22 protein-coding genes are annotated in these 20859 nt (G+C 66.4%); 14 read left to right on the forward strand and 8 right to left on the reverse strand.

What is annotated here, in order from left to right; translation table 11 throughout:
* Positions 1-96: 96 nt before the first annotated feature.
* A complete protein-coding gene (gene hemF / locus MJ122_RS14125) occupies positions 97-1011 on the forward strand; it encodes an oxygen-dependent coproporphyrinogen oxidase (protein WP_088420861.1) in 915 nt (304 codons plus the stop codon).
* 126 nt (positions 1012-1137) lie between these two features.
* On the forward strand, positions 1138-1959 hold the full coding sequence (gene aroE, locus MJ122_RS14130) for a shikimate dehydrogenase (RefSeq protein WP_239744584.1): 822 nt from the start codon (positions 1138-1140) through the stop codon (positions 1957-1959).
* Positions 1960-2079: 120 nt separating this feature from the next.
* Here the strand turns inward: aroE and MJ122_RS14135 are convergent, their stop codons facing one another.
* From MJ122_RS14135 to betC, 3 genes are read right to left on the reverse strand one after another with little or no spacing between them, the layout of a single operon-like run.
* Positions 2080-3639 (reverse strand): SulP family inorganic anion transporter, encoded by a 1560-nt coding sequence (locus MJ122_RS14135; RefSeq protein ID WP_239744585.1) that lies wholly within the window; start codon positions 3637-3639, stop codon positions 2080-2082.
* Between the two features lie 7 nt (positions 3640-3646).
* Complete coding sequence (gene choX, locus MJ122_RS14140; protein ID WP_239744586.1) at positions 3647-4588, reverse strand: choline ABC transporter substrate-binding protein; 942 nt, start codon at positions 4586-4588, stop codon at positions 3647-3649.
* Positions 4589-4618: 30 nt separating this feature from the next.
* On the reverse strand, positions 4619-6136 hold the full coding sequence (gene betC, locus MJ122_RS14145; RefSeq protein ID WP_239744587.1) for a choline-sulfatase: 1518 nt from the start codon (positions 6134-6136) through the stop codon (positions 4619-4621).
* 114 nt (positions 6137-6250) lie between these two features.
* Here betC and MJ122_RS14150 point away from each other — a divergent pair, with 114 nt between their 5' ends.
* The 5 genes from MJ122_RS14150 (at position 6251) to MJ122_RS14170 (ending at position 11642) form a co-directional block, all read left to right on the forward strand.
* Entirely contained in the window at positions 6251-7162 is a 912-nt protein-coding gene (locus tag MJ122_RS14150; RefSeq protein ID WP_239744588.1) for a LysR family transcriptional regulator, read from the forward strand.
* Positions 7159-7491, forward strand: a complete 333-nt coding sequence (locus MJ122_RS14155) for a DOPA 4,5-dioxygenase family protein (RefSeq protein WP_239744589.1) — start codon at positions 7159-7161, stop codon at positions 7489-7491. Before MJ122_RS14150 ends, MJ122_RS14155 begins: the two co-directional genes overlap by 4 nt.
* A 103-nt stretch (positions 7492-7594) precedes the next feature.
* Positions 7595-8116: a sigma-70 family RNA polymerase sigma factor gene (locus MJ122_RS14160; RefSeq protein WP_088420601.1), complete on the forward strand. Its 522-nt coding sequence runs from the start codon at positions 7595-7597 to the stop codon at positions 8114-8116.
* Positions 8113-9051, forward strand: a complete 939-nt coding sequence (locus MJ122_RS14165; protein ID WP_239744590.1) for a FecR family protein — start codon at positions 8113-8115, stop codon at positions 9049-9051. The genes MJ122_RS14160 and MJ122_RS14165 overlap by 4 nt, the downstream gene beginning before the upstream one ends.
* 206 nt (positions 9052-9257) lie before the next feature.
* Complete coding sequence (locus tag MJ122_RS14170) at positions 9258-11642, forward strand: TonB-dependent receptor (RefSeq protein ID WP_239744591.1); 2385 nt, start codon at positions 9258-9260, stop codon at positions 11640-11642.
* Positions 11643-11673: 31 nt separating this feature from the next.
* On the opposite strand, the gene MJ122_RS14175 is transcribed toward MJ122_RS14170, so the two are convergent.
* A complete protein-coding gene (locus MJ122_RS14175; RefSeq protein WP_239744592.1) occupies positions 11674-11988 on the reverse strand; it encodes an antibiotic biosynthesis monooxygenase in 315 nt (104 codons plus the stop codon).
* A 322-nt stretch (positions 11989-12310) separates the two neighbouring features.
* On the opposite strand from MJ122_RS14175, the gene MJ122_RS14180 reads away from it, so the two are divergent.
* Complete coding sequence (locus MJ122_RS14180) at positions 12311-13252, forward strand: AraC family transcriptional regulator (protein WP_017518899.1); 942 nt, start codon at positions 12311-12313, stop codon at positions 13250-13252.
* A 135-nt stretch (positions 13253-13387) separates the two neighbouring features.
* Here MJ122_RS14180 and MJ122_RS14185 read toward each other — a convergent pair whose 3' ends face one another.
* A complete protein-coding gene (locus MJ122_RS14185) occupies positions 13388-13774 on the reverse strand; it encodes a VOC family protein (protein WP_239744593.1) in 387 nt (128 codons plus the stop codon).
* Between the two features lie 188 nt (positions 13775-13962).
* On the opposite strand from MJ122_RS14185, the gene MJ122_RS14190 reads away from it, so the two are divergent.
* The gene (locus MJ122_RS14190; RefSeq protein WP_239744594.1) at positions 13963-15471 is read left to right on the forward strand and encodes a YdgA family protein; all 1509 of its coding nucleotides are present in this window, start codon (positions 13963-13965) and stop codon (positions 15469-15471) included.
* 98 nt (positions 15472-15569) lie between these two features.
* On the opposite strand, the gene trpA is transcribed toward MJ122_RS14190, so the two are convergent.
* Positions 15570-16376 carry a tryptophan synthase subunit alpha gene (trpA, locus tag MJ122_RS14195; RefSeq protein WP_088420592.1) on the reverse strand — a complete coding sequence of 269 codons (807 nt, stop codon included), beginning with the start codon at positions 16374-16376 and terminating at the stop codon, positions 15570-15572.
* Positions 16373-17581 carry a tryptophan synthase subunit beta gene (gene trpB, locus MJ122_RS14200; protein ID WP_088420590.1) on the reverse strand — a complete coding sequence of 403 codons (1209 nt, stop codon included), beginning with the start codon at positions 17579-17581 and terminating at the stop codon, positions 16373-16375. Before trpB ends, trpA begins: the two co-directional genes overlap by 4 nt.
* A 157-nt stretch (positions 17582-17738) precedes the next feature.
* On the opposite strand from trpB, the gene MJ122_RS14205 reads away from it, so the two are divergent.
* The 5 genes from MJ122_RS14205 (at position 17739) to MJ122_RS14225 (ending at position 20273) form a co-directional block, all read left to right on the forward strand.
* Entirely contained in the window at positions 17739-18635 is an 897-nt protein-coding gene (locus MJ122_RS14205; RefSeq protein WP_239744595.1) for a LysR family transcriptional regulator, read from the forward strand.
* 99 nt (positions 18636-18734) lie between these two features.
* Positions 18735-18950 carry a dodecin gene (locus tag MJ122_RS14210; RefSeq protein WP_017518905.1) on the forward strand — a complete coding sequence of 72 codons (216 nt, stop codon included), beginning with the start codon at positions 18735-18737 and terminating at the stop codon, positions 18948-18950.
* A 133-nt stretch (positions 18951-19083) separates the two neighbouring features.
* Positions 19084-19305, forward strand: coding sequence for a DUF1161 domain-containing protein (locus MJ122_RS14215; protein WP_017518906.1), 222 nt, complete (start codon positions 19084-19086; stop codon positions 19303-19305).
* A gap of 217 nt (positions 19306-19522) precedes the next feature.
* Positions 19523-19945 (forward strand): OsmC family protein, encoded by a 423-nt coding sequence (locus MJ122_RS14220; RefSeq protein ID WP_239744596.1) that lies wholly within the window; start codon positions 19523-19525, stop codon positions 19943-19945.
* Positions 19946-20036: 91 nt separating this feature from the next.
* Positions 20037-20273: a DUF1161 domain-containing protein gene (locus tag MJ122_RS14225; RefSeq protein WP_239744628.1), complete on the forward strand. Its 237-nt coding sequence runs from the start codon at positions 20037-20039 to the stop codon at positions 20271-20273.
* A gap of 114 nt (positions 20274-20387) precedes the next feature.
* On the opposite strand, the gene MJ122_RS14230 is transcribed toward MJ122_RS14225, so the two are convergent.
* Positions 20388-20828 carry a hypothetical protein gene (locus MJ122_RS14230; RefSeq protein ID WP_088420582.1) on the reverse strand — a complete coding sequence of 147 codons (441 nt, stop codon included), beginning with the start codon at positions 20826-20828 and terminating at the stop codon, positions 20388-20390.
* Positions 20829-20859: the final 31 nt, after the last annotated feature.

The raw sequence follows: 20859 nt of genomic DNA on the forward strand, positions 1-20859 counted from the left end.
TTTGCCGGCGACGATGGTATGCTGGCGCCCGTTTTCGACCCTGAACCCCGCTCCGGCCCGCGCCACGCGTGGCTTTCCCGCTCCAAGGTGATTCTCGTGACCGACCGCATCGAGGCCGTGAAGGCCTACCTGCTCGACCTGCAAGACCGCATCTGCGCCGCACTCGAAGCCGAGGACGGCAGTGCCCGTTTCGTCGAGGACGCCTGGCAGCGGCCGGCGGGCGGCGGCGGTCGGACGCGGGTGATCGGTGACGGCGCGCTGATCGAAAAGGGCGGTGTGAACTTCTCCCACGTCTTCGGTGCCGGCTTGCCGCCGAGCGCCAGCGCGCACCGCCCGGAACTGGCCGGGCGTGGGTTCCAGGCGCTGGGCGTGTCGCTGGTGATCCACCCGACCAACCCCCACGTGCCGACCTCCCACGCCAACGTGCGCTTCTTCATCGCCGAGAAGGAAGGCGAGGAAGCGGTCTGGTGGTTCGGTGGCGGTTTCGACCTCACACCCTACTACGCCCATGAGGAAGACTGCGTGCTCTGGCACCAGGTCGCCCGCGATGCCTGCGCGCCCTTCGGCGCGGATGTCTACCCGCGCTACAAGGAGTGGTGCGACCGCTACTTCCACATCAAGCACCGCAACGAACCGCGCGGTGTCGGCGGCCTGTTCTTCGACGACCTGAACCAGTGGGACTTCGACACCAGCTTCGCCTTCCTGCGCGCCATCGGCGATGCCTACATCGACGCCTACCTGCCCATCGTGCGCAAGCGCAAGGACACTCCCTATACCGAGCAGCAGCGCGAGTTCCAGGCTTTCCGCCGTGGCCGCTACGTCGAGTTCAACCTGGTCTACGACCGCGGCACCCTGTTCGGCCTGCAGTCGGGCGGGCGCACCGAGTCGATCCTCATGTCGCTGCCCCCGCAGGTGCGCTGGGGTTACGACTGGAAGCCGGAGCCGGGCAGCGCGGAAGCGCGCCTGACCGAGTACTTCCTCACCGACCGGGACTGGCTGGCTGGCGCCTGATGGGTATCGTCTAGGGTCCACCCATCCTGCGAGGCTGACCGGTATGCGTAGGATGGCGTGGAGCGCAGCGATACCCATCACCTCCCCCTCGAATCTTCCACGACCAGAAAATCTCCAGGACTTCCCATGGACCGCTACTGCGTCTTCGGCAACCCCATCGGCCACAGCAAGTCGCCGCAGATCCACCGTCTGTTCGCCGAGCAGACCGGCCAGACGCTGAGCTATGACGCGCGGCTGGCGCCGCTGGACGATTTCGCCGGGAACGCCCGCGAGTTCTTCGAACAGGGCCTGGGCGGCAACGTCACCGTGCCGTTCAAGGAAGACGCCTACCGCCTGGCTACCGAGCTCACCGAGCGCGCGCGCCGGGCCGGTGCGGTGAATACCCTGAAGAAGCTGGAAGGCGGCGGATTGCTGGGAGACAACACCGACGGCGCCGGGCTGACCCGCGACCTGACGGTGAACTACGGCGTCGTCCTGCGTGCTGCGCGCATCCTGGTGCTGGGCGCCGGTGGTGCGGTGCGCGGTATCCTCGAACCCTTCCTCGGCCAGCAGCCGGCCTGCATCGTCATTGCCAACCGCACGGCGTCGAAGGCCGAGCAACTGGCGGAAGAGTTCAAGGACTTGGGGAGTCTGCGCGGCGGCGGTTTCGACTTGAAGGACCAGCCCTTCGACCTGATCGTCAACGGCACCTCGGCCTCGCTGGCCGGTGAGCTGCCGCCAATCGATTCCGCGCTGATCGCGCCGGGCCATACCGTCTGCTACGACATGATGTACGGCAAGGACGCGACCGCGTTCAACCGCTGGGCCGCCGAGCACGGCGCGGCGCGCTGCATCGACGGTCTGGGGATGCTGGTGGAGCAGGCGGCGGAAGCCTTCCTGCTGTGGCGCGGCGTGCGGCCGGATTCGGCGCCGGTCCTCGAGGAGTTGCGCCGTCAGCTCAAGGGCTGACACCCGCGGTACGGACCGGCTTCCTGTAGGAGCGAGCTTGCTCGCGAACAGAGTTTCCAGGCTGCTCCGCTGCTGGGCGCTGGTTCGCGAGCAAGCTCGCTCCTACAACTGCCCCCGGTTCTATTCCTCGACCTGCAATACCCCACCCTTCCCCATCTGCTTCTCCAGCTCCGCACGCACCCGTGGCCGCGCATTGCGCAGCACCAGGCTGCGGCCCTCGCTGGCGAGGCGGCGGGCTTCCTGCTGGAGCATCTGCGCGCCGGCGAAGTCGATGAAGTTCACGTGGTGCGCATCCAGCACCAGGCGCTCGCCGCGGCTGCGTTGCATCAGCTTCTGCAGGTAGTCGCAGGCGCCGAAGAAGATCGAGCCTTCGATGCGCAGCACTTCCTCGTCTTCCTTCTGCCACTGCTGCACGCGCGGCTGCGAGGTGCGCTTGAGGTAGAAGAACAGCGAAGCCAGCACGCCCGCGTAGATAGCGTTCTGCAGCGGCAGCAGCAAGGTGGCGGCGAGGGTCAGCAGCATGACCAGCGACTCGGCGCGACTGCCTTTCCATAGCGCGCGCAGGGCTGGGCGATCCACCAGGTGCCAGCAGATCAGCAGGATGCCGGCGGCCATGGCCGGCAGCGGGATGTGGGTGATCAGACCTGCGCCGACCACCGCCAGCAGCGCCACCCATAGCGCCGAGAAAACCCCGGCCAGCGGCGTGCGGGCTCCGGCGTCCTGATTCAGCCCGGAGCGGGTGAAGGAGCCGGCGGACAGCGTGCCCGACAGCCACGGCCCGATCAGGTTGGACAGCCCCTGTGCGCGCACTTCCTGGTTGGCATCCAGCGCCTGGTGCGAGCGCGCGGCCAGCACGCGGGCAATCGACAGGCTGGTGACCAGCCCGAGCATGCCGCAGGCCACGGCAGCGGGGAGCAGCTGGGCGATGGCGGAAAGATCGAGCGATAGCGGGCTGAACGGCGGTAATGCACTGTGGAACGCCGCGACCCTGGCGACTCCGGCGAAGGTCGCCGGCATCGCCCAGACCAGCGCGCTGGCGCCGATCAGGCCGACCAGCAACGCCGGCCCGCGCCGCCACAGGCGCTTCACGATCAGGCTCAAGGCCAGGCTGAACAGTCCCACCAGCAGCGAAGGCCCATGAAACTGCGGCAGCTTCCACCAGAGCGCGGCAGCGCTGCTCAGCGCCGTGTCCTGCCCTCCTGCGGCGATGCCGAGCAGGTACGGCAACTGGCCGATCACGATCACCAGCGCGGCGCCGCAGGTGAAGCCGAGCAGCACCGAGTGCGAAACGAAGTTCACCAGCACGCCGAAGCGCAGCAGGCCCAGCAGCCACTGGAACAGCCCGGCGAGGAAAGTCAGCAGCAGCGCGTACTGGATGAACTGAGTGCTGCCCGGTGGCGCCAGCGGGGCGATGGCGGTGAACAGCACCACCGAGATCGCCGCCGTCGGCCCGCCGACCATGTGCTTCGACGAACCCCAAAGGCAGGCAATCAGCACCGGCAGCATCGCCGCGTAGAGCCCGTACTCCGCCGGCAACCCGGCGATCAGTGCGTAGGCCATGGACTGCGGCAATGCCAGCACCGCGCCGGAGAGGCCGACGCCCAGATCACGGCGCAGGTCGCGACCGCTGACCTGGGGCAGCCAGGCGAGGAACGGCAGCAGGCGGATCAGACGCTCCATCGATGGTCTACAGCTTCGCCTTCACCGCCGCCAGCGCGTCGCCGCCGTCGCGGGTCTTCACGCCCTGCAGCCAGGTGTCGAGGCTCTGTGGGTTGGCCTTGATCCAGGCTTTCACCGCGTCGGGGTTCTTCACATTCTTCTCCAGCACCTCGGCCATGATGGCGTTCTCCATCGGTAGGTCGAAGGACAGGTTGGCCAGCAGCTTGCCGCTGTTCGGGCATTGCTCGGCGTAGCCGTTGCGGGTCACGGTGAAGACGCTGCCGGTGCTGCCGAAGTACTTCTCGCCACCGGTGAGGTATTTCATGTCGTATTTGACGTTCATCGGGTGCGGCGTCCAGCCGAGGAATACCACCCAGCGCTGGCGCTTCACCGCGCGACCCACTTCGGCGAGCATCGCCTGTTCGCTGGACTCCACCAGCTTCCAGTCGCCCAGGCCGAATTCGTCGCCGCTGATCATCTTCTGGATCGACTGGTTGGCCGGCGCGCCGGAGCCGATGCCGTAGACCTTCCTGTTGAACTGCTCGGCGTGCGGGTCCAGGTCGGCGAATGTCTTCACGCCGGCGTTCCAGACATAGGTCGGAACGGCCAGGGTGAACTCGGTGCCCTGGAGGTTCTTCGCCAGCTGGGTGACCTGCTTGCTGGCGATGAACTGGTCGTAGAAGCCCTGTTGCGCCGGCATCCAGTTGCCGAGGAAGGCGTCCACCTGGCCGTCGCGCAGGCCGCCGTAGGTGATGGGCACCGACAGGGTGTCGATCTTCACCTGGTAGCCCAGGCCTTCGAGGAGGAAGGCGGCGATGCCGTTGGTGACCGCGATGTCGGTCCAGCCCGGATCGGCCAGCTTCACCGTACCGCAGGCTTCATCCTCGGCCCAGGCCAGCGGGCCGCTCAGCGCGAGTGCGCTGGCAAGCAATAGCGTCGATGCATGTCGTGCGGTGAATAGCTGGGTCATGCTCCCTTCCCCTTCGGCTCATTGTGGTTGTTATTTCGGTTGCGGATAGCGGGCGCGGCGCTCCAGATCGTCGAGGTCGATGTGGTTGCGCATGTACTGCTGGCTGGCATCGACCATGGGCTGGTGATCCCAGCTTTTCAGCGTCCCGTGGGTCAGCGCGTCGGCCACCAGCCGGCGGCGGCGCTGGCTGGCGAGGACCTGTCTGGTGATGGCGGAGATATCCCAGCGCGCGCGGGCTTCGCCCAGCAGGTCGCGCACCAGGTTGGCGTGGGCGGGCGAATCGACGAGGTTTTCCAGCTCGCGCGGGTCGTTCTTCACATCGAACAGCAGGCAAGGGTCCTGCTCGGAATAGACGAACTTGAAGTCGCCGCGGCGGATCATCATCAGCGGACTGACGGTGCCTTCGGCAGTGTATTCGCCGATCACTTCGTCGTGGCCGCCGGTGCCCTGCAAGTGCGGCAGCAGCGAGCGGCCATCGAGGTGGATGCCCGGCTCCACGGAACCGCCGGCAAGCTCCACCAGTGTGGGCAAGAGGTCGACGGTGGACACCGACTGGCTGACCCGATGCGGGGCGAAACGCCTGGGTGCGTGCACCAGCAGCGGGACGCGGGCGGCCATCTCGAACCAGTGCATCTTGTACCAGAGGCCGCGCTCGCCCAGCATGTCGCCGTGGTCGCCGGAGAACACGATCAGCGTGTCTTCACTCAGGCCGCATTCTTCCAGGGTGCGCAGCAGCGCGCCGATCTGCGCGTCGACATAGCTGCAGGCGCCGAAGTAGGCGCGGCGCGCGGCGCGGATTTTCTCCTCGGGCATTTCCTGGTCCCACAGATCGATCACCTTCAGAAGTCGCTGCGAGTGCGGGTCCTGCTCGTTCTGGGCGATCTGTACCGAAGGCAGCGGGATGTCCTCGTCGCGGTACAGGTCCCAGTACTCGCGCGGGATGGTGTAGGGATCGTGCGGGTGGGTCATGGACACGGTGAGGCAGAACGGCTGCTCGGGATGCTCGCGGACGTGGTCGTAGAGGTACTGGCGCGCCTTGAACACCACTTCCTCGTCGAAATCGAGCTGATTGGTGCGCACGCACGGGCCGGCCTGCAGCACTGAAGACATGTTGTGGTACCAGCTTGGGCGCACGTCCGGCTCGTCCCAGTTCACCGCCCAGCCGTAGTCGGCGGGGTAGATGTCGCTGGTCAGGCGTTCCTCGTAGCCGTGCAACTGGTCCGGGCCGCAGAAGTGCATCTTGCCCGACAGCGCGGTGCGGTAGCCCAGGCGCCGCAGGTAGTGCGCGTAGGTGGGGATGTCGGCGGCGAAGTCGGCGGCGTTGTCCCAGGCGCCGATCCTGGTCGGCAGCTGGCCGCTCACCAGGGTGAAGCGCGAGGGCGCGCAGAGCGGGCTGTTGCAGTAGGCCGAGTCGAACACCACGCCCTCGCCGGCGAGGCGCGAGAGGTTGGGCAGCTTGATCGGCGACTGGGCGTCGTAGAAGGGCAGGAGCGGCGCGGCCATCTGGTCGGCCATGATGAAGAGGATGTTCGGGCGCTGGCGCTTCATGGCGTTGGGCTTATCCTGTTGGCGCTGTTATGGGATGCTGTGCGGTATGAGTCTGTTGGCTACTGGATAGGGGGTAAAGCGCATGGCGCCGCATGCTTCGGATAACGCGTGCTTATGCGAGAGCCAGCCTTGAGCGTGCCGCTGGAACTGCTGCGGGTATTCGAGTCCGCCGCCCGGCTGCTCAGCTTCACCGCCGCCGCCGGAGAGCTGGGTACCACCCAGCCGGCGGTCAGCCAGCAGATCAAGCGGCTGGAGAAACTCCTCGCCGTGCGCCTGTTCGACCGCATCCACCGGGGCATCGCCCTCACCGAAAGTGGACAGGTGCTGCAGCAGCACGTGCAGGCCGGGTTGGAGAGCATCGACGCCGGCATCGCTGCGGTGACTGCACAACATCCTCACGAAGTGCTGCAGGTCGCCACTGACTTCGCCTTTGCCGCCTACTGGCTGATGCCGCGCCTGCCGCGCTTTCGCCAGGCGCACCCGGAACTGGATGTCGGCCTGATCAGCAGCGACCGCAGCCCGATTTCCCTGCGCAGCGACATCGACGTGGCCATCGCTTTCGGCGATGGGCGCTTCAAGCACGGCGAGGCGCTGCGCCTGTTCAGCGAGGAAGTCTTCCCGGTGTGCAGCCCGCGTCTGCTGGAAGGACGCAAGCTGCCGTTGGCGCCTCAGGCGCTCACCGAATTGCCGCTGCTGCACCTCAAGCCCGAAGCGTCCAGTCGCTGGTTCGACTGGGGCGGTGTCTATCGCGCGCTGGGCATCGACGGCTCCCCAGCGCCCGCCGGGCTACGCTTCGACAACTACACCCTGCTGATCCAGGCGGCAATCGCCGGGCAGGGCGTGGCCATCGGCTGGCGGCATCTGGTCGACGAACTGCTGGAACAGGGGTTACTGTGCCGGCCCGTTGCCGAAGCCGTGGAATCGCGGTTCGGTTATTACGCCGTGCTGCCCGAGCGCAAACGGCGCATGCGCCTGGTGCAGCGCTTCGTCGACTGGCTGCAGGCGGAACTGGAGCAGGACCGATGACCGAGATTCAAGACTTCCACGCCCACGTCTATTTCGACGCGACCACCCTCGAACGCGCCCGTGCGCTGTGCGAGGAAGCAGCGCGCCGTTTCGGCGCGAAGATGGGCCGCGTCCACGAACGCCCGGTCGGCCCGCACCCGGACTGGAGCTGCCAGCTGGCCTTCGACAACGCCACCTTCGCGACCCTGGTGCCCTGGCTGGCGCTGAACCGCGACGGCCTGGTGGTGTTCGTCCATCCCAACACCGGCAACGATCTGCGCGATCACCGGGACTACGGTATGTGGCTGGGCGAAGTACGGCCGCTGGACCTTTCGTTGTTCACGAGCTGACACTTTTTTGCATTCGATAATAATTCTCGATTCGGTGTATGCTGCCGACCCTTCGCTCCGGCCTGACAGACGTTGGCCGGTTTTTCAGGGTATTTCGGCCATCATGCGGCGCTTCGCTTCCTCCTCCCTGCTGCAGAGCTTCCAGGCGCACTACGCGGACCTGATGCGCTTCCTCGCCCGCAGGCTGGGGGACAACCAGCGCGCCGCCGACGTTGCCCAGGACACCTGGCTGCGCCTGGCCGACCACCCTGCCGAAGCCGAAGTGCAGGACCCGCGCGCCTACCTGTTCCGCGTCGCCGGCAACATCGCCATCGACAACCTGCGCCGCGAAGGCCGGCTGGCCGAGCTGCATGTCGATGAAACCGCCGCCAACGACCTGAGCGATCCCGCTTCCGGGCTGGAGCACCGCCTGCTCGCCCATGAGGCGCTGGAACATCTGGACGCCGCCCTTGACCAGTTGCCGTCGAACGCCCGCGAGGCGCTGCTGATGAACCGCCTCGACGGCCTCACCCACGCGCAGATCGCCCAGCGCCTGGGTGTCTCCGAGAGCATGGTGGGCAAGTACATCGTCCAGGCGATGCGGCACTGCCGCGACTGGGCGCAGCGCCAGGAGGGAACGCCATGAGCCGCGTCGAGCCGTCGCTTTCCGATGAGGCCATCGAGCGCCTGGTACGGCTGCATTCGGGCAGTACCGGAGCGGCTGAGCGCATGGATTTCCTGCGCTGGCGTGGGCTGAGCGTGGAACATGAGCGTGCCGCCCGCGAGGCCGAAGCGTTGTGGGGCGCGTTGCCGGAAACCCGCCATGCCGAAGATTACCGCCGTCGCGTGCGCCGCCCACGTCGCTGGTTGGCGCTGGCCGCGTCGGCCTGTGTCGCGGCGATCGCCGTCACCATTGTCCTGCCCGAACCGCTGGCCGCGCTGTACGCCGATTACGCCACCCGCACCGGCGAGCGGCGCATGCTGGAGCTGGCCGACGGCAGCCGTATCTGGCTCAACAGCGACAGCGCGCTGTCCGTGGACTTCGGCCCGCAGCAGCGGCGCCTGCGCCTGCACAGCGGCGAAGCCCTGTTCGAAGTGGCCAAGGATGCGGCGCGGCCCTTCATTGTCGAGGCCCGCGGTGGCGAAGTGCGCGCCGTGGGCACGCGCTTCGATGTCGACAGCCGTGGGCCGCAGGTGCGCGTGGACGTGACCGAGGGCGTGGTGCAGGTGAACAGCGCCGGCAGCGCGCCGGTTCGCTTGTCCGCCGGCGAGCGCCTGAGCTACCGCGAGGCCGCTGCGCCCGAACCGGTGCAGCCGCTGGACCTGTCCAGCGCCAGCGCCTGGCAGCGCGGCAAGCTGATCTTCAACCAGCGCCCGCTGGGCGAGGTGCTCGATGAGCTGGAGCGCTACCTGCCCGGCCGCATCGTACTGACCGACGGCGCGCTGCGGCAGCACAAGGTCAGTGGCGTGTTCGACCTCAAGGACCCGGACGCACTGCTCAAGACCCTGGAGCGCTTGCAGCCGGTGACCGTCACCCATCTGCCCTGGCTGGTGCTGATCCGTCCCGCGCCCAGAGCCTGATAGAAGTCGCTTTGTAGGATGGGTATCGCTGCGCTCCACACCATCCTGCGAGGTTACTGACGGCACAGGGTCCGGAGCGGCAGCGCAAGAAATGAAAATATTTTTCATTCAGCACTGCAAGGTTTGCATGACCGTTTCGTCGTAGGCAGGAACGCGAAGAATTCTCACTACGCGACCCTGACTCCACAAGAACGGATTTCACCCGCATGCCATACCGTCCTTCTCCGCTGCACCGCGCGATCCTGCTCGCTTCCCTGCTCGGTGCCGCTGCGCCCGTCGTCCACGCCGCGAACGCGGCCACCGTCGAGCTGCATATCGCCCCGCGCAGCCTGGACAGTGCGCTGACCCAGTTCGCCGACCAGGCCGGGCTGCACCTGCTGTTCAACTCCGAGGACATCCAGGGTTTGCAGAGCGAAGGGCTGGACGGCACCTACAGCACCGAGGAAGCGCTCAACCAGTTGCTCTCCGGCAGTGGCGTGAGCTGGCGCTTCACCGACGAGCGCACCGTGCTGCTCAAGCGCGAAAAGGACGATTCCGCCGCCCTGAGCCTGGCGCCGATGCAGATCAGCGTGGCGGCACGCACGCCCACCGACATCAGCTCGATTCCCGGTACCGTCTGGGTCGTGGACCAGACCCAGTTGCGCGAACAGCTGGACACCGGCGTCAGCCTCAAGGAAGCCGTGGGCAAGCTGGTTCCCGGCCTTGACCTGGCGCCCGAGGGCCGCACCAACTACGGCCAGAACATGCGCGGGCGCAACGTGCTGGTGATGATCGATGGCGTCAGCCAGAACAGCTCGCGCGGCCTGTCGCGCCAGTTCGACAGCGTCTCGCCGTTCAACGTCGAGCGCATCGAGGTGCTTTCCGGCGCCAGCGCCATCTACGGCGGCGGCGCCACCGGCGGCATCATCAACATCATTACCAAGAAGGGCGCCGCCGGCGATACGCGCTTCGAGACGCAGCTGGGCGCCAGCAGCGGCTTCAACAACAGCGACGACCTCTCGACCCGCGCCGCGCAGTCCATCAGCGGCGGTAACGACCGCGTCGTGGGCCGCCTGGGCGTCTCGGCGGAGAAGAACGAAGCCTTCTACGATGGCGGCGGCAACCAGATCTTCATCGACAACACCCAGACCGACCTGCAGTACAACCGCACCGTCGACGTGATGGGCAACCTCACCGCGCAGTTCACCGACGAGCAGAGCCTCGACCTGCTGGCGCAGTACTACGACTCGGGCAACGACGGCAGCACCGGAATCTACTTTCCCAACCTGAAGTACCGGGCGCCATCGGACCTGGAAGATGCGCAGATCCGCAGCGGCATGGACACCGACCTCGAACCGCGCACGCGCCGTGTGCTGCTCAACGCCAACTACCACCACAGCAACCTGCTGGAGCAGGACTTCTACCTGCAGGCCTACTACCGCAAGGAAGACGACAACTTCTACCCCTTCCCCTACTACAACACCGGCAAGCCCACCGGCTCGAAAGGCGTGTACTTCGCCGCCTCGCAGCAGAACTTCGAGGTCAGCGGCCTGAAGGGCCTGTTCAGCAAGCAGTGGGATTCGCTGAAACTCACCTATGGCGTGGACTTCGACCACGAGCGCTTCAACGCCGAGCAGAAAGTCTTCGACCAGCGCCTGTCCTCCGAAAGCGGCGGGCTGGACCTGGAAACCGCCAGCAGCGCACCGCGCTACCCCAGCTACATCGTCGACGGGCTGTCGTTCTACGGCCAGCTGGACTGGAAGGCCACCGACAACCTCACCCTCTCCGGCGGCGCCCGCCACCAGAAGATGGATGTCGAGGTGGACGACTTCAAAGGCGTGCCCGGCGGCAGCAACGACTACCAGGTCAACCTGTTCAACCTCGGTGCGATCTACGACTTCAAGAACGGCCATCAGCTGTGGACCAACTACAGCGAAGGCTTCGACCTGCCCGACCCGGCCAAGTACTACGGCAAGGCCGGCCTGTCGGTGGACGACAACCCGCTGGCCGGCATCAAGAGCCGCCAGGTCGAGACCGGCTGGCGCTACAGCGACCTGCAGTGGCAGGCCCAGGCGGCGGTCTACTACATCTGGTCGGACAAGATCATCACCACCGACCAGGCGACCCTGACCATCGACGTGCAGGACCAGAAGAGCCGCGACTTCGGCTTCGAGGGCGCGGTCACCCGCTACTTCGACAGCGGTTGGCAGGGCGGCACCACGCTGCACCTGGTGCGCTCGGAAGAGGAAGATGCCGACGGCGACTGGATCAAGCGCGATGCGCGCTATGCGTCGCTGTCCAAGTCCACCGCCTTCGTTGGCTGGGGCGATGGCGAACGCAGTGCCCGCCTGCAGGCCCAGCATGCGTTCAACCTGAAGGACGACGCGGATCATGAGATCGACGGCTACACCACCTTCGACCTGATGGGCGAGCAGAAGACCGGTTTCGGCACCTTCAGCGCCGGTATCCAGAACCTGCTGGACAAGCAGTACAGCACCGTCTGGGGCCAGCGCGCCGCGCTGTTCTATTCGCCGACCTACGGGCCGGCCTACCTGTATGACTACCAGGGCCGCGGCCGCACCTTCACGCTGGGCTGGAGCCTGGAATACTGAAGGGGCTGAAAAGCTCTCCAGCTGGAAAGACTCAGGCCACCTTTCCGGTGGCCTGATCGAGGGTTTCCACTATGCCGCCGCCAAGGCTCCGGCAGTGGCATAGAAGCACTTCGCCGAGCAGCTGCAACGAGGGTGTGGCGAAGTACGCCAGCAGCGCCTCCTCGTTCTTCCAACTGCCCTGCAGCAGCCACGGCTGGCCATTCTCGCGGGTCACCAATTGGCAGCGCAGGCATCCCGGTGCTCGGCATGCGCCGTCGACCAGGTTGTCGATCAATGCGCCCAGTTCCGCCTCGTGACCCCGCCGGGGATGGATCTGCAATTCGTGTTCGATGGGTTGCCAGTGCATGTCCTGTCCTCCGCGTTCCAGGAAGAAGCCCGAGGTGGCTCCTCGGACGACTGACAGGAAGATTACGGCGCAGCCAGGGCCGGGCGTTATCCGGATGCTGTCGCCTTCTTGCCTGATCCTGCGGGGCGTTCTCCACGCTCTGAAAAAGGGCGTCTGCGCGCTATTTCCAGCCCTTGCACCGCCACGGTGCGCGACGCGATGTCGACATGGCTTGTCCATTCCTGCCGATTGCTTGCCTGATCCTCCAGCGGCTGCCTTACTGTCACACGCGCGCATGTGCCGTGGGCGTAAGCTTCGTGCGCCGCCACTGGAGGTCCCGTGCATGTCCCAGTCCGTTCCCGCCTTTGATCCCATTGCTGCCGGCCGCCAGGAACTGGCCGACATCATCCAGCGCCATTGCCAGGGTGAAGGCGTCTTCGAAACCGCCATCGATTCGCTGCTGGTCGCGCGCAACGACAGCCCCAGCGAAGGCCGCATGCCGACGCTCTACCGTCCGGCCCTGTGCGTGATCGCCCAGGGCTGCAAGGAAGTGCGCCTGGGCAGCGAGGTCTATCGCTACGACGAACTCAATCTTCTGGTGGTGTCGGTGACGCTGCCGGTGTCCGGCCAGGTGATCGAGGCCTCCCCGGACAAACCCTACCTGTCCATCCGCCTGGACATCGACCCCGGCGAGCTGACCCGGCTGATCGCCGAGGCCGGCCTTGCCGGCAGCGCGCCGCGCCCGGCCAGCCGCGGCATCTACCTGCAGCGCGTGGATTGCACCGTGCTCGATGCCCTGCTGCGCCTGATGCGCCTGCTGGACACCCCGCGCGACATCGAGATGCTGGCGCCGCTGTTCGTCCGCGAAATCCTCTACCGCCTGTTGCGCGGACCGCAGGGGCATCTGCTGCACGATCTGGCGATGACCGACAGCCAGACCCATCGCGTCACCCGAGCCATCGAGTGGCTCAACCGCAACTACGACAAGTCCCTGCGCATCGAGGACCTGGCCCGCGAGGTGAACCTCAGCGTGTCCACCCTGCACCACCGCTTCAAGGAAGTGACCGCGTTGAGCCCGCTGCAATACCAGAAGCAGCTGCGCCTGCAGGAAGCGCGGCGGCTGATGCTCTCCGAAGGGCTGGAAGTGGCGGTCGCCGGCCATCGCGTCGGCTACGAGAGCCCGTCGCAGTTCAGCCGCGAGTACAGCCGCCTGTTCGGCGCGCCGCCGCTGCGCGACCTGGCGAGCCTGCGCGGTGCGTTGGGCAGCGAGGCCGTGCCGGCGTAATCCACAGGTCAGATCCGTCGCGTAGGAGCGGACTTCGTCCGCGATCGCTTGCCGGCCGCTCCGAGCTAGCCGGTTGCACATCGCGGACAGAGTCCGCTCCTACAGGTAGTGCAGCCGCCCATCGATTGCCAGGCCTCAGCGCTCGTAAAGCTCCAGCGGCAAATCGTCCGGGTCGGCGAAGAAGGTGAAGCGCTTGTCGGTCAGGTCATCCATGCGGATCGGCTCGCAGGCCACGCCATGGCTTTGCAGATGGGCGACCGCTGCCTCCAGGTCGTCCACGGCGAACGCCAGGTGGCGCAGGCCCTGCGCCTCGGGATAGGAAGGCCGCACCGGCGCGCCGGGGAAGGAGAACAGCTCCAGTCGCGCATCGCCCAGTTCCAGGTCGAGCTTCCAGGAGTCGCGGGCGGTGCGGTAGGTCTCGGCAATCACCTTCAGGCCGAGGATATCCACGTAGAAGTGCTTGGAGCGCGGATAATCCGAACAGATCAGGGCGACGTGATGAAGGCTGTGCAGCACGGCCATGGCTAGGGCCTCTCGAACCGATGGAGCCCTTTATCCTGACAGCCGCGCCCCGACGGTCAATGCTGGCGCTGTGAAGTCGGTCGCCAACGGTACTGGAGTGATGGCAGTGCGCCTGCTAGCATCGCGCCGCCCACTCCCATAAACGGTCGACAGGACGTCCCCGTACGGCCTCATTGAAAGGACTCAGCATGAAGAAGACCGCCCTGGCCATCGCCATTCCCGTTGCCATCGTTGGCGCCGCCGTTGCCGGTGCCTGGTACACCGGCAGCCGTGTCGAGCAGGAAGTGAACCGTGGCATCACCGAAGCCAACCAACTGTTCGAGCAGGAAGCCCCCGGCCTGGGCGCTCACCTGACGCTGGTGGATATCCAGCGTGGCGTGCTCTCCAGCACCGCGCGCTACAACCTGTCCTTCACCGGCAAGGAAGGCGAAGAGCCGCAGGTCCTGGTCTTCACCGACCGCCTGGAACATGGTCCCTTCCCGGCCTCGCGCCTGGCTGCCGGCCAGCTGGCGCCGGTCATGGCGCAGAGCCATTTCGCCCTCGAGCAGAACGAACTCACCGCCCCGCTGTTCACCGCCGCCGGCGGCAAGGCCCCGCTGTCCGGCGAGCTGACCATCCACTACGACCAGAAGCAGGAAGGCCGCGTCGAAACCGCCGCCCTGGAGTTCGCCAAGGACAGCGACAAGCTGCGCCTGTCTCCGGCCAAGGTGACTTTCAGCGTTTCCGCCGACAAGAAGGACGTGAGCGCCGTGGGCAACCTCGCCGAGGTTGACCTGGACTTCACTGACGAGAACACCGGCCAGCCGGCTCGCGTGCAACTGCGTGACCTGGGCATGCAGGGCGACAAGAAGGAAAACGCCAATGGCTTCGCCCTGGGCCCCAGCTCCGCCACCATCAAGAGCCTGAACATCAAGTCGCCGGGCGCGCCGGAAGTCGAACTGCGCGAAGCCGTGGTCGAGGAAACCCTCAAGCAGGGCGGCAAGGGCCTGGACCAGAGCGTTTCCTACCGCATCGGCAAGGTCGTGGTGCAGGGCCAGGAAATCGGCGGCATGAAGCTGGACCTGAGCCTGCGCAACCTCGACGAAGGCGTGCTCAAGACCTTCAAGGAGTCCTACAACAAGATGGCGCTGGACAGCCTGGAAAGCACCGAGCTGACCCCGGCGCAGGAAGAGGAACTCAAGCGCCTGGGCCTGGCCCTGCTGGAAGGCTCGCCGGTGCTGTCGCTGGACGAACTGTCCCTGCAGACCAGCCATGGTGTGGCCAAGGCTTCCCTGTCGGTCGACCTGCGCAAGCCCAACGCTGCCGCTGCGACTCCTGACGAGATGGCCCGCAGCATCCTGGCTGCGCTCAAGGCCGACCTGAAGGTGGACAAGGCCGTGATCGGCGACATCGTCGCCCTGCAGGGTTCGCTGGGTGGCGAGGCTGCCGGCAGTGTCGACCCCGTGGCGCTCAAGCAGCAGTCCGACGCCATGACCGACCTCTTCAGCGGCATGGCGCTGAACTCGCAGTGGGCGGTACTCGACGGCAACGCACTGTCCAGCTCGCTGGCCTACGCCAACGACCAGGTGAAGTTCAACGGCAAGGACATGAGCGTGCCGGAATTCATGGCCTTCGCCATGGGCTCCGCGCAGGGCCTGGGCCTGGGTGGCCCGGCTGCTGGTGGTGAAGAAGAGCCGCAGGAAGAAAGCCTGCAGTAAGCTTCGCCTGAAATGAAAAAGCCCGGCATTCGCCGGGCTTTTTTCTGCGTGCTGCTGTTGCAGGCAACGCATTGCGTAGCAGAGCCGTATGCAAGCCCTCAACGGGCGTTACGCACACCCTCGGCCAGCTGACGGCACAGGCCGAGCACGCTCTGCACCGCATCGGCGGAGCTGGTGGCTTCGGCGATCTTGTCGATCAGCGCCGAGCCCACCACCACGCCATCGGCCAGGCGGGCGATGCTCGCCGCGTGCTCCGGGGTGCGGATGCCGAAGCCGATGGATACCGGCAGGTCGGTGTGGCGACGCAGGCGCGCCACGGCTTCCTCGACATGGTCCAGGGTTGCCGCGCCGGCACCGGTCACGCCGGCCACCGAGACGTAGTAGACGAAGCCCGAGCTGCCCTCGAGCACGGTGGGCAGGCGTTTATCGTCGGTGGTCGGGGTGGTCAGGCGGATGAAGTCGATGCCCGCGGCCTGGGCCGGGTGGCAGAGGTCTTCGTTGTGCTCCGGCGGCAGGTCCACCACGATCAGGCCGTCGACGCCGGCCTCTTTCGCATCGGCGATGAACTTGTCCACACCGTAGTAGTGGATCGGGTTGAAGTAGCCCATCAGTACCAGCGGAGTGGTGGTGTTGCCGGCGCGGAATTCGCGGACCATCTTCAGGGTCTTGGCCAGGTTCTGGCCGTTGCCCAGGGCGCGGATGTTGGCCAGCTGGATCGCCGGGCCGTCGGCCATCGGGTCGGTGAAGGGCATGCCCAGCTCGATCACGTCGGCGCCGGCTTCGGGCAGGCCCTTGAGGATATCCAGCGAGGTCGAGTAGCCCGGATCGCCAGCGGTGATGAAGGTCACCAGGGCGGCGCGGTTCTGTTCCTTGAGTTCGGCGAAGCGGGTCTGCAGGCGGCTCATGCTTGCGGCTCCTGTTGCATGTGGTGCATGACGGTCTGCATGTCCTTGTCGCCACGACCGGACAGGTTCACCACCATGATGTGGTCCTTGGGCAGGTTCGGCGCGCGCTTGAAGACTTCGGCCAGCGCGTGGGAGGACTCCAGCGCGGGGATGATGCCTTCCAGGCGGCAGCACTGGTGGAAGGCTTCCAGCGCCTCGTGGTCGGTGATCGAGGTGTACTCGACGCGGCCGATGTCATGCAGCCAGGCGTGTTCCGGGCCGATGCCGGGGTAGTCCAGGCCGGCGGAGATGGAATGCGCGTCGATGATCTGGCCGTCCTCGTCCTGCAGCAGGAAGGTACGGTTGCCGTGCAGCACGCCCGGCACGCCGCCGTTCAGGCTGGCCGCGTGCTTGCCGGTCTCGATGCCGTGACCGGCGGCTTCGACGCCGATGATCTTGACGCTGGCATCATCGAGGAACGGGTGGAACAGGCCCATGGCGTTGGAGCCGCCGCCGATGCAGGCGACCAGGGAATCGGGCAGGCGCCCTTCCTTCTCGGCCAGCTGCTCGCGGGTTTCCTTGCCGATCACCGCCTGGAAGTCGCGGACCATCGCCGGGTACGGGTGCGGGCCGGCCACGGTGCCGATCAGGTAGAAGGTGTTATGGACGTTGGTCACCCAGTCGCGCAGCGCCTCGTTCATCGCGTCCTTCAGGGTGCCGGTGCCGGCGGTGACCGGGATCACCTCGGCGCCCAGCAACTTCATGCGGAACACGTTGGCCTGCTGGCGATCGATGTCTGTGGTGCCCATGAAGATCACGCATTCCATGCCGAAGCGCGCGGCCACGGTGGCGGTGGCCACGCCGTGCATGCCGGCGCCGGTCTCGGCGATGATGCGTTTCTTGCCCATGCGCTTGGCCAGCAGGATCTGGCCGATGCAGTTGTTGATCTTGTGCGCGCCGGTGTGGTTCAGCTCTTCGCGCTTGAGGTAGATCTTCGCGCCGCCGCAGTGCTCGGTCAGGCGCTCGGCGAAATACAGCGGGCTCGGACGGCCAACGTAGTCGCTCTGGAAGTAGGCCAGCTCCTTCTGGAACTGCGGATCTTCCTTGGCCTCCTCGTATTCGCGGGCCAGGTCGTGGATCAGCGGCATCAGGGTCTCGGCGACGTACTGGCCGCCGAAGTGGCCGAACAGGCCCTTGGCGTCTGGACCGGTGCGCAGTGTGGACATGGGAAGGCTCCTTTGTCTGTCGAAAGGTAGGTGCCGGCTGGGGCGATCGCGGACGGAGTCCGCTCCTACGAATGGTCATCAGGATACGGCTGTGTGATGACGGGGAAAAGCGATAAGATCGCCACGACCTGTCAGAAAAACTCACGGATTGATCGCCATGAGCCGAGACCTTCCGCCGCTCAACGCCCTGCGCGCCTTCGAAGCTGCAGCCCGCCTGCGCGGCATGAGTGCGGCGGCTGATGAGCTGAGCGTCACCCACGGGGCGATCAGCCGGCAGGTCCGCCTGCTGGAAGAAGAGCTGGGCGTGCCGCTGTTCCTCAAGGATGGGCGCGGCGTAAAACTCACCGATGCCGGCGTTCGCCTGAGCGAAGTGGCCAGCGACTCCTTCGAGCGCCTGCGCAGCGTCTGCGCCGAACTGCGCCGCCAGGCCGGCGGCGATGCGCCCTTCGTTCTCGGTTGTCCCGGCAGTCTGCTTGCCCGCTGGTTCATCCCACGCCTGGACCGCCTGAACCGGGACCTGCCGGACCTGCGCCTGCAGCTTTCCGCCAGCGACGGCGACCTTGACCCGCGCCGTGGCGGCCTCGACGCCACCCTGTGCTTCGCTGCCCCGCCCTGGCCGGCGGACATGCGCGTGCTGGAGCTGGCGGTGGAAAGTATCGGTCCGGTGCTCAGCCCGCGCTCTCCGCGCTTCGAGCAACTGCGCGCTGCGCCGGCCGCAGTGCTGCTCGATGAAACGCTGCTGCACACCGTCTCGCGCCCGCAGGCGTGGCCGGAATGGGCGGCGCGCCATGGCCTGGACCCGGCGCGGCTGAAACTCGGCCAGGGCTTCGAGCACCTCTACTACCTGCTGGAAGCCGCCGTGGCCGGCCTGGGCGTGGCCATCGCGCCGCAACAGCTGGTGGCCGATGACCTCGCCGCCGGCCGCCTCGCTGCGCCCTGGGTCTTTGTCGACACCACCGCGAGGCTGGCGCTGTGGGTGCCTGAGCGGCGTGCCGATCCACGGGCCGAACGCCTGGCGCGCTGGCTGCAGGTCGAGCTCAACGGTCCGGCCTAAAGTCTGAACCCGCGCGTTTGCCCTGGGTCCACCCCTCTACTACTGTCCATTGAGGCGCTGGCACTTTGCCGTGCTGCGTGACGACCCGGGAGAAACGCCATGTCCAATCACCATACCTACAAGAAGATCGAGCTGGTCGGCTCCTCGCGCACCAGCATCGAGGATGCGATCAATAACGCCCTGGCCGAGGCGGCCAAGAGCATCGACTTCCTGGAGTGGTTCGAGGTGGTGGATACCCGCGGGCACATCGAGAACGGCGCGGTGGGACACTACCAGGTGACCATCAAGGTCGGTTTCCGCATCGCCAACAGCTAGTCCGCGAACGGCTTCGCCTTTTTTGTCACGCACCGCTGCCATGCTGGCGTGGCGCGTGGATGTGCGCACCGGGGTGTCCCGGTTTTCCGGCCCGTTCGGGCCTTTTCCTGTGAACGACGAGGGAGCGTTACCGATGAAGAAGTTCCTGATCGCTGTGGGGGTCTTCGCCCTGGCTGGCAACGTCCTTGCCGCCGGCAAGCCGTGCGAAGAGCTGAAGTCGGAAATCGATGCGAAGCTCAAGGCCAAGGGTGTTGCTTCGTACAGCCTGGAAGTCGTCGACAAGGGCAGCGCGGGCGGCAAGCAAGTCGTCGGCACCTGCGAAGGCGGCACCAAGGAAATCGTTTACTCCAAGTAAGCGCCTGGATGTGAATCGAGGCCGGGGTCCGTGAGGGCCCCGGCCTTTTTCATGCTCCGGTTTTGCGTGGGAGCGAGCTTGCTCGCGAACGGGATGGCACCGTGCGGTGCAGGCTCGCGAGCAAGCTCGCTCCTGCAAGGTACAGCGCGAAAAGCTGAACCCTGTGCGCGTCGCCGGCCTCGAAAGTCCTGACTGCAACCCACGCGGAGGACGCGACATGAAGAAATCGGCATCGGCCCACTGGCAGGGTGGTCTGAAGGACGGCAAGGGCACGATCTCCACCGAAAGCGGCGCGCTCAAGGAGCAGCCCTACGGCTTCAACACCCGCTTCGAGGGCGCGCCGGGGACCAATCCGGAAGAACTGATCGGCGCGGCTCACGCCGGCTGCTTCTCCATGGCGCTGTCGATGATGCTCGGCGAAGCCGGCCTGACGGCCGAGCGTATCGACACGACGGCAGAGGTCAGTCTGGAAAAGCTCACCGACGGTTTCGCCATCACCGCCGTGCACTTGACGTTGAAGGCGAAGGTGCCGGGTACCGACGCGCAGACCTTCCAGGCCATCGCCGACAAGGCCAAGGCCGGCTGCCCTGTTTCGCGGGTGCTCAACGCGCGCATCACCCTCGACGCCAGCCTCGAATGAGCCAGCGGGGCACTCTGTTGCAGGGTGGAGGTCCACCGTTAGGATAGGGTGCCCCGCCGTGGGGCTATGACGAGGGACTGTGATGACGACGATGAAATGGGCCGCAGTGGCCGGTGTGGCGCTGCTGCTGGGCAGCGGCGCAAGCTGGGCGGCAGTGAAGCCCTGCGAGGAGCTCAAGGCCGAGATCGAGACCAAGATCCAGGCCGCCGGGGTGACCTCCTACACCCTGGAGATCGTGGACAAGTCCGAGGTGAAGGATCCGAACATGGTGGTCGGCACCTGCGACAACGGGCAGCGGCGGATCATCTACCAGAAGAACGACAGCTGAGTGTCCTCCGCGCCTAACGGGGCGATCTAGGAGCGGACTCTGCCCGCGATTGGCACCCGGCGCGGGCGGATAACGTCGCGGATAGAATCCGCTCCTACGAAGCCTGCGATTGCGCTAGAACGGCCCGCAGCGCACCGCCCCCTGGAAATCCGTCTTCGCCACCAGCCTGCCGTTGGCGTCCGTCAGCAGCGCCAGCGCGCTGCGCAACTGCGGGCGCAGCTCCAGGCGGTAGCGTTCACCGGCGGCGAAGTCGTCGTAGGTCACCTTGACCCGGCAGGTCAGCTCCGAGGGGTCGGTCATCTGGCCCATGCCGCCGCCGCTGGAGACTTCGTACTGGAAGCGCACCACCAGCTCGTGGCGTCCCGGCGACACCTGATAGAAGCGGCCGTCGCTCACCGATTGGCCATCCAGGCGCTCGGCCATCAGCGTCTTGCCCGGCGTGGTGTAGAGATCGATCCAGGCCATCTGCGGATCGTGGGCCGGCAGCGGGCTGGCGCAGCCGGCGAGCAGGGCGAAGCCCAGGGGGAGGAATCCGGACAGGTAACGCGGGCGCATGCAAGTTCACCGTGGAATGGGCTTATCCCAC

Source organism: Pseudomonas sp. DP-17 (assembly GCF_022380625.1).
GTDB classification, from domain to species: Bacteria; Pseudomonadota; Gammaproteobacteria; order Pseudomonadales; family Pseudomonadaceae; genus Pseudomonas; species Pseudomonas nitroreducens_A.